This window comes from Corallococcus sp. AB011P (assembly GCF_003611605.1).
GTDB lineage: Bacteria > Myxococcota > Myxococcia > Myxococcales > Myxococcaceae > Corallococcus > Corallococcus coralloides.
Genome location: NZ_RAVX01000006.1, coordinates 92,284 through 105,379 on the forward strand (window position 1 = coordinate 92,284; position 13,096 = coordinate 105,379).

At 68.7% G+C, this 13,096-nt stretch carries 11 protein-coding genes; 5 read left to right on the plus strand and 6 right to left on the minus strand.

Annotated features, from left to right (window positions below; translation table 11 throughout):
- Window positions 1-65: 65 nt before the first annotated feature.
- Both D7X30_RS18500 and D7X30_RS18505 read left to right on the plus strand, forming a co-directional pair.
- Window positions 66-761, plus strand: coding sequence for a glutamine amidotransferase (locus D7X30_RS18500; RefSeq protein WP_120564268.1), 696 nt, complete (start codon window positions 66-68; stop codon window positions 759-761).
- Between the two features lie 33 nt (window positions 762-794).
- A complete protein-coding gene (locus D7X30_RS18505) occupies window positions 795-2,081 on the plus strand; it encodes an AAA family ATPase (protein WP_120564269.1) in 1,287 nt (428 codons plus the stop codon).
- Window positions 2,082-2,084: 3 nt separating this feature from the next.
- Here the strand turns inward: D7X30_RS18505 and D7X30_RS18510 are convergent, their stop codons facing one another.
- From D7X30_RS18510 to D7X30_RS18520, 3 genes are all read right to left on the minus strand, one after another.
- Complete coding sequence (locus D7X30_RS18510; RefSeq protein WP_147443237.1) at window positions 2,085-3,425, minus strand: hypothetical protein; 1,341 nt, start codon at window positions 3,423-3,425, stop codon at window positions 2,085-2,087.
- 115 nt (window positions 3,426-3,540) lie between these two features.
- The gene (locus tag D7X30_RS18515) at window positions 3,541-4,548 is read right to left on the minus strand and encodes a hypothetical protein (RefSeq protein ID WP_120564271.1); all 1,008 of its coding nucleotides are present in this window, start codon (window positions 4,546-4,548) and stop codon (window positions 3,541-3,543) included.
- A 163-nt stretch (window positions 4,549-4,711) separates the two neighbouring features.
- A complete protein-coding gene (locus D7X30_RS18520) occupies window positions 4,712-5,995 on the minus strand; it encodes an OprO/OprP family phosphate-selective porin (protein WP_120564272.1) in 1,284 nt (427 codons plus the stop codon).
- Between the two features lie 176 nt (window positions 5,996-6,171).
- Here D7X30_RS18520 and coaA point away from each other — a divergent pair, with 176 nt between their 5' ends.
- Complete coding sequence (gene coaA, locus D7X30_RS18525; RefSeq protein ID WP_120564273.1) at window positions 6,172-7,125, plus strand: type I pantothenate kinase; 954 nt, start codon at window positions 6,172-6,174, stop codon at window positions 7,123-7,125.
- A gap of 17 nt (window positions 7,126-7,142) precedes the next feature.
- Window positions 7,143-8,135: a cysteine synthase A gene (locus tag D7X30_RS18530; RefSeq protein WP_120564274.1), complete on the plus strand. Its 993-nt coding sequence runs from the start codon at window positions 7,143-7,145 to the stop codon at window positions 8,133-8,135.
- Between the two features lie 14 nt (window positions 8,136-8,149).
- Here D7X30_RS18530 and D7X30_RS18535 read toward each other — a convergent pair whose 3' ends face one another.
- Window positions 8,150-9,418, minus strand: coding sequence for a type I restriction enzyme HsdR N-terminal domain-containing protein (locus D7X30_RS18535; protein ID WP_120564275.1), 1,269 nt, complete (start codon window positions 9,416-9,418; stop codon window positions 8,150-8,152).
- A 103-nt stretch (window positions 9,419-9,521) separates the two neighbouring features.
- A complete protein-coding gene (locus tag D7X30_RS18540; protein ID WP_120564276.1) occupies window positions 9,522-10,541 on the minus strand; it encodes a FadR/GntR family transcriptional regulator in 1,020 nt (339 codons plus the stop codon).
- A 621-nt stretch (window positions 10,542-11,162) separates the two neighbouring features.
- Here D7X30_RS18540 and D7X30_RS18545 point away from each other — a divergent pair.
- On the plus strand, window positions 11,163-11,789 hold the full coding sequence (locus tag D7X30_RS18545; protein WP_120564277.1) for an SgcJ/EcaC family oxidoreductase: 627 nt from the start codon (window positions 11,163-11,165) through the stop codon (window positions 11,787-11,789).
- On the opposite strand, the gene D7X30_RS18550 is transcribed toward D7X30_RS18545, so the two are convergent.
- Complete coding sequence (locus D7X30_RS18550) at window positions 11,752-13,062, minus strand: DUF418 domain-containing protein (RefSeq protein ID WP_120564278.1); 1,311 nt, start codon at window positions 13,060-13,062, stop codon at window positions 11,752-11,754. The genes D7X30_RS18545 and D7X30_RS18550 overlap by 38 nt on opposite strands.
- Window positions 13,063-13,096: the final 34 nt, after the last annotated feature.

A 13,096-nucleotide genomic window follows, 5' to 3' on the forward strand; every position in this document is an offset into this window, starting at 1 on the left:
TTAGTCTTCACGCGGCAGGCATTGCCTGCGGCACCAACAAAGACACAGGGAAGGGGTGGCGGACGATGCGCGCGGTGGTGTTCGAGCACGAGGAGCACGAAGGGCCAGGCCTCCTGGGGCCGGCGCTGGAGGCGGCGGGCTTCACGCTGGTGCGGCGCTTCCGGACGGTGAAGCGCGAGGACGTGGACGCGCCGCTGGTGGTGGTGATGGGTGGGCCCATGGGCGTATACGAGGCGGACGCCCATCCGTTCCTGAATGAAGAGCTGGCGTTGCTGGGAGAGCGGCTGGCGAATGACCGCGCGTGCGTGGGCGTGTGTCTGGGTGCGCAGCTGTTGGCGGCGGCGGCGGGCGCGACGGTGTCGCCGGGGAAGAACGGCTTCGAGGTGGGCGTGGGGCCGGTGCGCTGGACGCAGGACGCGCTGAAGGACCCGGTGGTGGCGGGGGTGAAGCCGCGCACGGCGGTGGCGCACTGGCATGGGGACACGTACACGGCGGTGCCCGGCGCGACGCTGCTCGCGTCCACGGACCGGTACACGCAGCAGGCCTTCCGCCTGGGGAAGTCCTATGGCTTCCAGTTCCACCTGGAGCTGACGGCGCAGGAGCTGGGGCGCTGGCTGGAACTGGGCGAGGAGGACCTGGTGACCCGGGGCAAGGACGTGGCGGCGCTGAAGGCGCAGCTGCCCAAGCTCCAGGCGGCGGAGGCGGAGAACACGGAGCTGCTGCACCGGCTCGCGCATCAGCTGGCGAAGGGCCTACGCTGACAGCCGTCCAAGGCAAGGGGAGGGCCGGACGCCATGAAGCTGACCCGCCTGCACGTCCATCACTACCGCGGGCTCGCGCCGGACACGGTGCTGACGTTCGGCCCTGCCTTGAACGTGGTGGTGGGCGCGACGGGCAGCGGACGCACGACGCTGCTGGAGCTGGTGTCCGCGGTGCTGTGCTCGGACTTCTCCGGCCTGCTGCGGGAGTCCTTCGCGCTGGACTACGCGCTGCGCTTCGACGCGCTGACGGTGGACGTGGCCGTGCGCAACGAGCCGCCCGCGGCGCTGCCCGCCAATGCCGGGGAAGGCGGCCCGGGTGACGCATTGGCGCTGCCTCCGGCGGCGTTGGCGCACGGGCTGATGCCCTCCATCGTGGCGACGGTGCGGTGGGACGCGGCGGAGGACGCGCGGCTCGTGATGCGCGCCAGCGCCACCGGCTTCGCGTGTGAGGTCGCGGGCGCTGCGGGCTTCTCCAAGCGCATGCACTGGTCGGTGTTGGATAGGTCCGTGTGGACGCTGCTCTTCATGGCCGCGCAGTACCTGGAGCGCGGCGTGAAGGACCGGCTGAAGGACCTCTTGCGGGAGACGTTCCTCTTGGCGCCGCCGCGCTTCGACGAAGCGCTGGGCATGTTCGAGCGCATCGGCGCCATCCGCTACGCGATGGAGCAGCGCGGTGAGGAGTTGTTTCCGCTGGGGCTGATGGCGCTGCCCACGTGGATGCCCGGCTGGCTTCGCGAGCAGGTGGAGCGCGAGCCCGTGCCCCCGTCGCTGCTCCTGCGCCACGATGCGCTGCCCCAGGGCTTCCTCGCGCGCTTCGTGACGCTGGCGGGGTTTGCCTCCGGCACGCTCACGGTGGACGTGACGGAGACGACGCCGCTGTCCCAGGGCGGCCGGCTGGGCTTCAGCGGCTTCCGCTTCGCGTTCGTGCGCCCGGACGGCACGCCGGTGGCGCAGGAGCAGCTGGGGCACGGCCAGAAGCGGCTCTTGTCCTTCCTCTACTACCTGGACGTGCACGAGGCCTTCGTCATCGCGGACGAGCTGGCGGACGGCCTGCACCCGGACCTGGTGCGCGCGTGCGTGCGGGACATGGGGGAGAGGCAGGCCTTCGTCACCAGCCAGAACCCGCTGCTGCTGGAGCAGCTGGAGTTCACCCACGCGGAGCAGCTGCGCACGTCGTTGATCCGCTGCGAGGTGGGGGGAGGGGCCGGGAGCTGGCGGTGGACGCAGCCCACGCCGGAGGAGGCCGCGCGGTGGTTCGACGTGTACCGCGCGGGCACCGTGCCGCTGGGCGCGGTGCTGCGCGCCCAGGGGTTCGGGTGACGGTCAGGGCGCCGTCGACCCCTTGAAGAGGAAGTCGTCTTCGAAGCCGCGCGAGACCAGGTTCCTTCCGAGATGAAGGGTGCCGGAGAAGTAGCCAATCCCCACGAACGCGCCCTGCTTGTTCACCGCCACGTCCGTGAAATACGGGCGTCCGGTCGAGGTGTACGTGTGCCGCCACTGCTGCTGACCCTCGATGCGCTCCAGCCTCGCGGTGAAGAGCGTGTAGCCGGAGGCCGAGTCCGGCGCGGTGGAGGCGCCGCCCACGACCACGGCGTCGTCCTCGGCCATGGCGACCGCGCCAACGGCTTGCGGATATCCGCGCGCCCAGCGCTCCTCGCCGGCCCGGGTCCACGCGGCAAGGAAGCCGCCGCCCGGAACCGGGGGCGTTATCGTCTGGCCCCGGAACGTGAAGGCGCTGCTGAACTGCCCTCCCACCACCACGCGGTTGCCGTGCACGGCGATGCCCGCGGCTCCTCCCGACGCGCCCACCAGCGGCCGGGTCCACGTCACGGTGCCCGAGGGGGCCACCTTCCAGACCTCCGGGTCGGGATACCGGATGCCCGCGAAGTAGAAGGCATCCGTTTCATCCACCGCGACGCTGGCACCACTGCTCAGGTCCCACTGCTCCCTCACGGTCCACTGCGGGGTGCCGGCGGCATTGAACTTCGTGAGGAAGGCGGTCACGACGTCCGTCACCTGCGAGGAGTTGGGCCCCTGGCCGAAGTCCACCGTGCGGAAGGCGTTGCCCGTCATGGCGATGCCGTCCTGCGAGTCGGTGACCAGGTCCCGGGGAGAGATGTTGCCCGTGAAGTGCCGGACCCACTGGAACTGCCCCGTCTTGCGCAGCTTCAGCAGGAAGGCGCCAGCCGGTTGGAGTCCCCCGCCCAGGTCGATGGGCTCGTTCGAGCTCCCCGCGATGAGGACACTGCGCTCCCGGTCCACCGTGAGAGCCACCGCGTTGACGAAGTTCTGGCCGCCGGGCGGCAGCACGCCCTCGTAGGTGCGAGTCCACAGCAGCGCGCCCGCCGTCGTGTACTTCGCCACCGCGAAGCCAAAGCTGTCAGGGTTCCCGGACCCGACCGGGTCCGCGCCCAGGTCCACGCTGCCTTGATAGAGGAACAGCGCGAGGATATTGCCGTCGTGGTCGAAGGCCACCGCGTGGGCCTGGTCCAACCGGGGGGAGCCCAGGTGCTTCACCCAGACGAAGTCACCTCCCGTAAGCCCCGCCTCCTGCGTCCGGGGGGATGGCTCGGGCGCTTCCACAGGACCGCACCCTCCGAGCGTCACCGCCGCCACGACGCTCCAAAGAAGCCGCCAGCTCATCCCCCTGCGAGTCGTTCCCATGCGTCCCCCTGCTGTCCCAAAGACAGACAGGGCGAGTTAGGAACGCCCCGGACCCCGGCACACTGCCCTGGAGGGCAGGTGGGTTTTGGCCGCTGGACAGTCCGCGGGGGCGCGGTCAGCGGCCGGAGAGCAGCTCCGTGGTGAAGGAGAAGCCGCCCAGCAGGTAGGGCATGGCGTTCATGCGGTTCTCATGTTTGAGGTACCAGCCGGCCATGACCACCACGGTGGGCTTGCTCATGAGGCCGCCCGGCTTCGTGTCGAAGGCATACGCGACGAGCGGGCCCACGCGGACGTGCGAGTTGTTGGGAAGCGCTCGTCCGGGCAGCGGCTCCACCGCGCTGGTGTCTTCGTCGTAGCGGGGCCACACCGCGGAGAGCCGCGCGCCCAGCGTCCACTGTCCGGCCAGCCAGAGGAGGTCCGTGTCGTTGGCGAGCACCCAGCCTTTGCCGGGCACCAGCGTGTCCAGCGTCGGGTCGTAGAACGTGCCGCGCGTCCCGCCGTCGCGCAGCGACATGTTCCAGTACTCGATGGCCAGCTTCGAGCGCAGCGCCAGGGACTTCACCTTCGCCTGGAGCATGGGCTCCACGAAGAAGTGGTGTCCGGAGGTGCCGTAGGCGGTGTCGTTGGTCGCGCTGCGCAGGTCGTCGTCGTAGGGCTGGAAGGAGTCCGGGTACGACTGGACGCTGCCGAAGGTGCCGAAGAACTGCACGTACTCGTAGCCGGCGCGGACGTTGAAGATCGCCAGCGGCTGCAGCTCCACCACGGGCCCCAGCTTGAAGAACGCGGGGCTCAGCCTGAGGCTCGCGCCGGCGCTGGCGTACGTGTCGCGCAGGAGCAGGGAAGGGCTGTCGAAGAGGCGCTTCTGGTAGACGAGCCGGTTCTGCGACTCGAGCCCCAGCGGGTTGTAGCGGACCACGTTGAGGGTGGTGAAGTAGACGCGGCTGTCCGGCAGGGGCGGCTGCACCGGGAGCGGCACGTCCTCCGTGATGGGCGCCTGGGGCTGCTGCGCGGCCACGGGCGCGCCCAGGCCCAGGAGGGCGAGCAGCGCGGCGCGCGTGAGCGCCTTCGGCAGGGACGGGGAGCGGACAGGCGTCGGGCGCTGCGGGAACACGTTCGCGGGCATGCGTCCTCTCGGCGGAGTCCGCGGGAGCGGCCCCCGGGGAGGGCCACCCGACGCGGGCGGCGGGAGCGTCGTGCACCTGACGTGGGCGCTTCAAGACGCACCAGGACGAAGCCGGATGACACCCGGCGTCACCAAATGTTTCGCGGCTCGCGGGCGGGGGCTTTCAGAACGTGAGCTGGAAGCGGGACAGGAGGACGTTCTCGGCAGGGCGGTCGCCGCCATCTGGAGCGCCGCCCTCGTAGTTCGTGCGGTGGAAGTTCAAGGCGAAGCGCACGCGCCGGTTGAAGGCGAAGGTGGTGGCGACGCCGAAGCCCTTCGCCTCGCTCACGGAGAGCGCGGGGTTGGCGAAGCGGGGGGAGGTGGCGTCGTCCAGGTCCAGCGCGTGGTAGCGCGCCGCCACCTCCAGCGCGCCGCCCTCGAGCGTCTTCGGGTTGAAGGGCGTCGTGGGCCGGGCGCCTTCGAAGGACGCCTTCCCTCCGAACACCCACGACACCGACGTCTGCCACGCGTGATGGCGCAGCCGCGCGTGTGCGTCCGCGATTCGCACCTCTTGTGACGAGCGCACGTACTCCGCGAGGAGGCCGAAGGACCCCCAGTAGAAGTGGCCCTGGGGCGTGAGCCGCAGGTGCAGGCCGTGCGCCGTCACCGTCTCGCCGGCGTCCGCGTTGTTGAGGTAGCTGAAGATGACCTGCTGGCCCGTGCTGCGAAAGGGCGCGAGCCCGGTGTTGGTGGTGTTTCCGAACTGGAGGCCGCGCGTCACCGCGATGCCCAGTCCCAGGCCCTGGAGGAAGGACGGCTCGCGGCCCTTGAAGGGCAGGACGAAGACGCGGGCGACCAGGTCGAAGCTGTCGTCGGGGTTGGCGTCGGTGCTGGCGCCGTCGGGGTCCCCATTCACCGCCGCCAGCGAGTACTGCCACCGGCCACCTTCGCCCTCGCCGTGCAGCTCCAGGCCCTCGTCGCGGTTGGGGACCAGGTCCACCGTGAGCGAGCGTTCGATGAAGGGGTTGTCCATGTCGGACTGGAGCAACTCCAGGCCGAAGGGCGTCTTGAACCGGCCCGCGCGCAGGCGGACCCACTCCCCTGGATGGAAGTCGATGAACGCGTCCTGGATGATGGATTGCCCGACGCCGAAGTCCGGCATGAAGCGGAAGTCGATGAAGCCGAAGAGCGTCCCGTCCAGGATGGGGCGCATGCGCCGGATGAGGAACGTGTTGGTGCCGGTGCGGTCCGTGTCCTCGAAGTAGAAGCGTCCGTCGCCCTGGATCTGGCCGCGCAGCTTGAGCACGAAGGCCTTGTCCGCGGACGACAGCGTGAAGCCTTCCTCGGAGATGTGGATGACCGGCGGCTGCGCGGCCTCGGGAGGCTCGGAGGCCTGGGCGCGGGCGTGGGGCGCGGCGAGCAGCAGTCCCGTGGCGGCGAGGACGACGGGAGCGGGGAAGGTGGACACGCGCGGACCTCGGGGACGGGCTCCAGGAGGGCGGAGTGCCCCGCGTCCGTCGGGCGCGACCAGGATGCGGACGGGCACGTTGGTGGCGGGAAAGTCTTGCTGTCAAGAATCGCAGGGAAGACCTGTTGTTACCTTCACTTGCGGGATCCGGGGCGGTCTGGTTCATGCTTGGCGGCATGTCCGTGACCAAGCCCCGCGCCGCATCGATGTACGTCGACCTGGACCGCGACGCGTGGCGCGAGCTCCGGGCCTCCACGCCGCTGACGCTGACGGCGGAGGAGGTGGAGAAGCTGCGGGGGCTGGGGGACCGGCTGGACATCCAGGAGGTGGAGGACGTCTACCTGCCGCTGTCGAGGCTCCTGCACCTGCAGGTGGCGTCCGCGCAGTCGCTGTGGGCGGCGCAGCAGGCGTTCCTGGGCTATTCGGTGCGCAAGGTGCCGTTCATCATCGCCATCGCGGGCAGCGTGGCGGTGGGCAAGAGCACGACGTCGCGCATCCTCCAGGCGCTCCTGGCGCGCTGGCCGGATCATCCGCGCGTGGCGCTGGTGACGACGGACGGGTTCCTCTATCCGAACCGGGTGCTCGCCGAGCGGGGCGTCATGAACCGCAAGGGCTTTCCGGAGAGCTACGACCGGCGCGCACTGGTGCGCTTCCTGGCGGAGCTGAAGGCGGGGCGTGAGGAGGTGACGGCGCCGGTGTACTCGCACCTCGTCTACGACATCGTGCCGGAGGAGGCGCAGTCCATCCGGCAGCCGGACATCCTCATCCTGGAGGGGCTCAACGTCCTGCAGACGGGGCCGGTGGAGGGTGGGCGGCTGCCGCAGACATTCCTGTCTGACTTCTTCGACTTCTCCATCTACGTGGACGCGAGCGAGACGGACATCCGCCACTGGTACGTGGAGCGCTTCCTGCGCCTGTGGGAGACGGCGTTCCGCGACGAGCGGTCCTTCTTCCGGCGCTTCTCCGAGTTGACACGCGACCAGGCGATTGCCCGGGCCGCGTCGGTGTGGGCGGAGATCAACGGGCCGAACCTGGCGGAGAACATCGCGCCCACGCGTTCACGGGCGAGGCTCATCCTGGTGAAGGGCAACGACCACAAGGTCCGCCGCGTGCGGATGCGCAAGCTGTAGTTCGGGGGAGGACAGACATGGCGCCACGAATGGGTTCGCTCTGGGACGCGGTGGGGAACACGCCGCTGTTGCGCATTGGCTCGCTCAGCCGTCAGACGGGCTGTGACATCGTCGCCAAGGCGGAGTTCATGAACCCGGGCGGGAGCATCAAGGACCGGGCCGCGAAGGGGATGATCCAACGCGCGGAAGGGACGGGGCAGCTGAAGCCGGGTGGCACGATTGTCGAAGGCACCGCGGGCAACACCGGCATTGGCCTGGGGTTGCTGGGGCGCGAGCGCGGCTACCGCGTGGTGGTGACGATGCCGGACAACCAGGCGCGCGAAAAATACGAGTACCTGGAGGCGATGGGCGTGGAGGTGCGGCGGGTGCCGGCGGTGCCGTTCTCCAATCCCTCGCATTTCTTCCACCAGGCGCGGGTGCTGGCGGAGGAGAACGGCTGGGCGTGGATGAACCAGTTCGAGAACACGGCGAACGGCGACTTCCACTACGAGACGACGGGGCCGGAGATCTGGGAGCAGGCGGAGGGCAGGGTGGACGTGCTGGTGGCGTCGGTGGGCAGCGGCGGCACGCTGTCCGGGACGAGCCGCTACCTGAAGGAGAAGAACCCGGCCTTGCGAGTGGTGTTGGTGGATCCGCCGGGGTCGGGGCTCTACTGCCAGGTGCGCACGGGGAAGATGGAATCGGCGGGGAGCTCCATCACGGAAGGCATTGGCATCATGCGGCTGACGGAGAACTTCCGGCAGGCGCGCGTGGATGAAGCCATGCGCCTGGAGGACCAGGACATGCTGGAGATGCTCTACCACCTGGCGCGAGAGGACGCGCTGGTGGTGGGCACCTCCGCGGCCCTGAACGTGCGGGCCGCCTGGGAGGTGGCGCGCAAGCACCAGGGCCAGGGCCTGCGCATCGTCACGTTCCTGTGTGACCACGGCAGCCGCTACGCCTCCAAGGTGTTCAACCCGGAGTTCCTCACGTCGAAGGGGCTCACGGTGAAGCCGCTGCCGGCGGTGTGAGGCAGCGGGGGCCGTTACTGGCTGGCGACCACCTTGAGAGTGGGCTCCGCGGGCGCCTCCTCCTTGGCGGTGAGGGACAGCTCCAGGCTCCGGGCGACCAGGGCCTTGAGCGCCCACACCTCTGGAATCGTCTGGATGTAGACCCGACTGATACCGAACGCCGCGGGGGACGCTTCGACCTCGAACCCCGCGGCGAGCGTCTTCGCCTCCTCGACGGGGACCCAGGTGGCGATGCACTTGCGCTTGCCATTGCCGAAGAACCGCACGAACCACTTCGTGGGCTTCTTGAAGGACACGTTGAAGTAGTTCGAGGTGTCCCGGTAGAGGACGTCCTCCGCCGCGTGGCCGTTCTTGGTGCAGATGTCCCGGACGACGCCGAAGAAGGCCAGTTCCTCTTCGGTGGTCTCCACGGCGACGCGTGTCTTGTCGTCACCCGAGGCACGTGGCTCCGTGTCGAAAGGCTTCGCGCTGTCCGTCTTCACCACGTTGGGCCCGTCCTTGGCGGCGGGCGCGTCGGTGCCTTCGTTCAAGCGCTGGATGCGCTCCTTGAGCTTGTCGAGGAAGTCGTCGCCCATGACGCGGAGGAGGGTGGGCTCGATGGCTTCCTTTGCGACCTCCGCGAGGCGTTCCATCACGGCGGTCGTCCGCTTGCCCTTGTAGATGTCCTCGGTGAGCCACTTGAGGAAGCCCTCGTGCTCGCCGGGTGATTTGAGGGCGGCGGACAGCTTGTCGATCATCCCCTGGCGGTAGCGGCTGTTCTCCGCGTCGGTGATGAGGGTCGTGGCGTTGAAGGCTTCGCGGCTGAACTTGGAAAGGAACTTCGCGACCTTGGCCCAGTCCGACTTCGTGTCCTCCAGGGAGAACGTGAAGAAGGGCTCCGGGTCCATGACGTTGGGGTTCTCCAGGTCTCCGAAGAACAGGTAGTGGCACCCATCCGTGATGATGCCGAAGTGGAGCTCCGGGAGCTGGGAGAGGTAGCGGGCCAGTTGCTGGGCGCGCGACTTGAGGTCCGTGCCCAGGGGCTTGGTCTCGATGACGATGAGGGGCTTCTGTCCCGTCTGGTCGAAGATGGCGAAGTCCATGCGGTCCGGCAGCTTCTTGCCGTCGCCCTGGATGAAGTCCGCCGCGTACTCGAGGCGAACCTCCCGGGGAAGACCGGGGTCGTAGCCAAGCAGCCGGATGAAGGGGACCACCAGCGCCAGCTTGGCGGTCTCTTCGTTGGAGATGAAGGATTTGGAATCCTGATAGCGCTTGACCAGCTCCAGCAATTGATTCGCGTCCACGGTATCCCCCTGCAACCCGTCGAGCCCGGGCCGTGCCAGCAGTGAGAACAGACTGGCGACGTCCAGAACTACAATCCGTTTGGATTGTGTTTGGCCATACCTCCTATGGGGTATCCGGGGGCAAAGAAGGGATTGGAGGGCGCCCGTCACGTCCTCCCGGCGAACTCTCGTCCACGCGGAACTGTGCCCCCGGCGCATCGTCCGGCTCAACGGCTGGAGCCAGGTGGCCAAGGCCACGCTCCTCGCCGTAGGGGTGTGCCTCTTGCGTCGCGTCTTGTGCGGCTGGAGTCAGGCGACCGATGGCACCTTCCTCGATGCTGGGGGGTGTCTCCAATGCTTCGTCCTGGCCGGTGGCTGCCACGGGCGCGCCGAAGTGGACCTCCTGGGCGCATGGGGCCTCTGGGGACGCAGGTTCCTGGGGAGCAGGAGCGAAAGCATTCAGCACGCGCTCATCGCGAGCCTTCAGCAGTGCCGGCAGCTCGTTCTGAAGTGCCTGCACATCGCGCTCGTGCAGGATCGCCGTCACGCGGAAGACCCACTCGCGCAGCGCCTCTCCGCCCATGAGCGGCAGCAACTGGGCCGCGCCTCCCAGGAATGCCCGCTGCAGGGACTGAACGAGGAGCACGTGGCCGGGACGCGCCGCCACCCGCGCTGCCTGCCGCAGCAACTCGAATTCCACCTGGGCGCAGGTTGCCCCCGACTCCCAGCGCGCCGCGTCCTGCAACTGGAAGCACGTGCTCCCCAGTCGGTCCAGGTCGAGGTCCGAGGCCCTCGCGCAGCAATCAGCCAGCAGCTCCACCAGCACCTGCCGCTTGAGGCTGAAGTAGCCCTCCAGCAGCCACCGGGCGTCCGGGTTGCTCGCGTCATGCAGCGCCAGGCCCAGGTTCTCCAGCGTCAGCGACTCATCCAGCGCCACCGCGCGCGTCTTGCGTCCGGAGCGCTGCACCACCAGGCCCCTCGCCGCCAGCCGTCGCAGCGCCTCACGGATGGTGCCCCGGCATACCTCATAGCGACGCGCCAGCTTCGCTTCCGAACCAAACTGTCCGCTCGGGTGCAGCCGCCCCAGCGCGATATCGCGCTCGATTTGCGCCTCCACATAGGCCACGAGTCCTCCCCGTTCCATCCCCACTCCCCTCCTCGTCCCAGCATCGCCATCCAACCACAGGGGTCTGACATGGACGTGCGGGGCCCCTTCGTACCGCTTGCCGGCCGAGCACGCCCCCGGGCCGCATGGGGCGAAAACCTGTCCGACTGTCGGACAGGTTTTGAGGCAACCGGGCCCGGGCGGGTGCCCTCGGTCCATGGCCCTACCTTGGTATCCGCGCACGCACGACGTCGTGCCCCTGCAGGACCGGCGCGGCCTCGGGCCCCATGCGGCCGAAACCTGTCCGACAGTCGGGCAGGTTTTGAGGCAACCGGGCCCCGGCGGGCGCCTCTATCCGTGCACCATGTTGGTTGGCGTTTGAGCGCGCATGACGTTGCTCCCCTGTTGGGCCGGTGCGGTCTCTGGCTCCTGCGGCGGAGACCTGTCCGACTGTCGGACAGGTTTTGAGGCAGCCGGTCCCGGGTGGGGGCCTTCCTCCGTGGCCCCATCCTGGCTTCCGCGCATGCACGCCGCCGCGACCCTTCGCCGCGCTTCGTGAGGCACGCGTCATCACGAGGACCATTGAATCGACGGGTTTGTTAACGAACCCCAGGCGACCTGCTTAGGATGCTCGCCGTCCTCTTCCTTCATGGAGCTTCGATGGTGCGCACCCGGCTCGTAGGTCTCCTGACGTTGCTGTTCGTCGCGGTCCCCTTTGTGTCGGGGGCTCAGGATGCCGTGGCTCCGGCGGCGGTGGCTTCTGGCGATGAAGCGACGCACCAGGCGCTGCGTGCCATCAAGCAGGACATGGAGGACGCGCTCAACAAGCAGGACCTGGACCGGTTGCTGTCGCACCTGCATCCGGACGTCGTGTTCTCCACCATGAACAACGACGTTCGCGTGGGGAAGGACGCCATCCGCGCGTACTACGCGCAGATGCTGGGCGGCCCGAACAGCGTCGTGAAGAAGGTCACCGCGAAGTTCGACGTGGATGCGCTCACGCGTCTTTATGGCAACTCGGGCGTCGCGTATGGCTCGTCGCTGGACCACTACATCCTGAACGACGGCACGGACCTCGTCGTCAATGGGCGGTGGACCTGCACCCTGGTGAAGGAGGGCGACCAGTGGCTCATCGCCGCGTTCCACTACTCCACCAACGTGTTCGACAACCCCCTGCTCACCAAGGTGAAGAACGCAGCCATGGGCTTTGGCGCCCTGGTCGCGGTCGCCGCGCTCGGCGCGGGGTTCTTCATCGGACGTCGGGGCCGCCGGCCGGCGACGGCTTGAGCGCGAGCCGCATGGGCTGGCGCTGGCCGTAGGTGAGCGAGCGCCACAGCCACTCCGCCGGACCGAAGCGGAATCGCGACAGCCAGGCGCGGCTCAGGGGAATCTGGAGCGCGAACACCAGCAGGGTCAGCGCCACGCAGCGTGACGGCGGCAGCTTGCCGATGAGCCCCAAACCCCAGCCGTCATAGAGCCAGAGGCTCACCACCGTCTGCATCAGGTAGTTGGTGAGCGCCATGCACCCCACCGGCGCCAGGACACCCAGCCACCTGCGCCAGCGCTCCTTCTGGAAGAGCAGGGCGAAGGCTGCCACGTAGGCCGCGGCGAGGCCCAGGTAGCCCATCTCCTGGATCGCGGACAGGGTGAACATCCAGTGGGCTTTCGACGGGTCCAGCAACCCCGCGAGCCGCAGGTGCTGCACCACCACTCCCGCCCCATTTCCCAGCACGCCCAGCACCAGACCCCAGCCCAGCATCTTCCGGTGCCAGGCGCGGTGGCGCTCCACGTCCTGGAGCAACAGGTGCCGGCCCGCGAGCAGCCCCAGCAGGAACCGGCCCAGGATGAAGATCATCCACAGCAGCCGCTTCAGCGTGGGCAGCATGTACTGGAGGAAGTGCGCGTTCGCGGCCTGCGTCGTCCAGAGCGAGTCGCTCTGGAGTCCCAGCAGCAACTGCTCCCGCGTCTGGGCCTCCATGGCTTCCGTGGCCTTCGCGGCGTCGGCCGCCGCCTGCGCTCCGTGCAGCAGGATGGGACCGAAGTGCAGGAGCGCTGGCACCAGCAACGGCACCACCACCACCGACAGGCCCACCCACACCAGCAGCGTCCGGTCCGAACGGCTGCGGAAGAGGAGCAACGCGAAGCCCAGCAGGGCGTAGGTGGACAGCACGTCTCCCGCCCAGAGCGCCGTGAGATGCACCACCCCGATGCCCAGCAACACCAGCAGCCGCCGTGAATACACCGGGACGACGGAGGCTCCTCGTGACTCGGCCCGCGTCAGCTGGATGGAGAACCCCAGCCCGAAGAGGAAGGCGAACAGCGTGACGAACTTCTGGTTCACGAAGAAGTGGTAGAGCGCCGTGACGGCCGCCTCGATGGGCGGCGCCGCCAGTGCCTGGGCCTGCTCTCGCGGCATCAGGACCCGGCCGCTGAACCAGGCGAAGCTGTTCGACACGAAGACGCCCCACAACGCGAAGCCGCGCAGCACGTCCAGGAGCGGCAACCGTTCGGAGGCATCCACCGGACGGGCGCTGGAAACGGAAGGGACGGAGTCGGACATGCGTCCAGCAGATGCCTCCGCCCGCTTCGCGTCA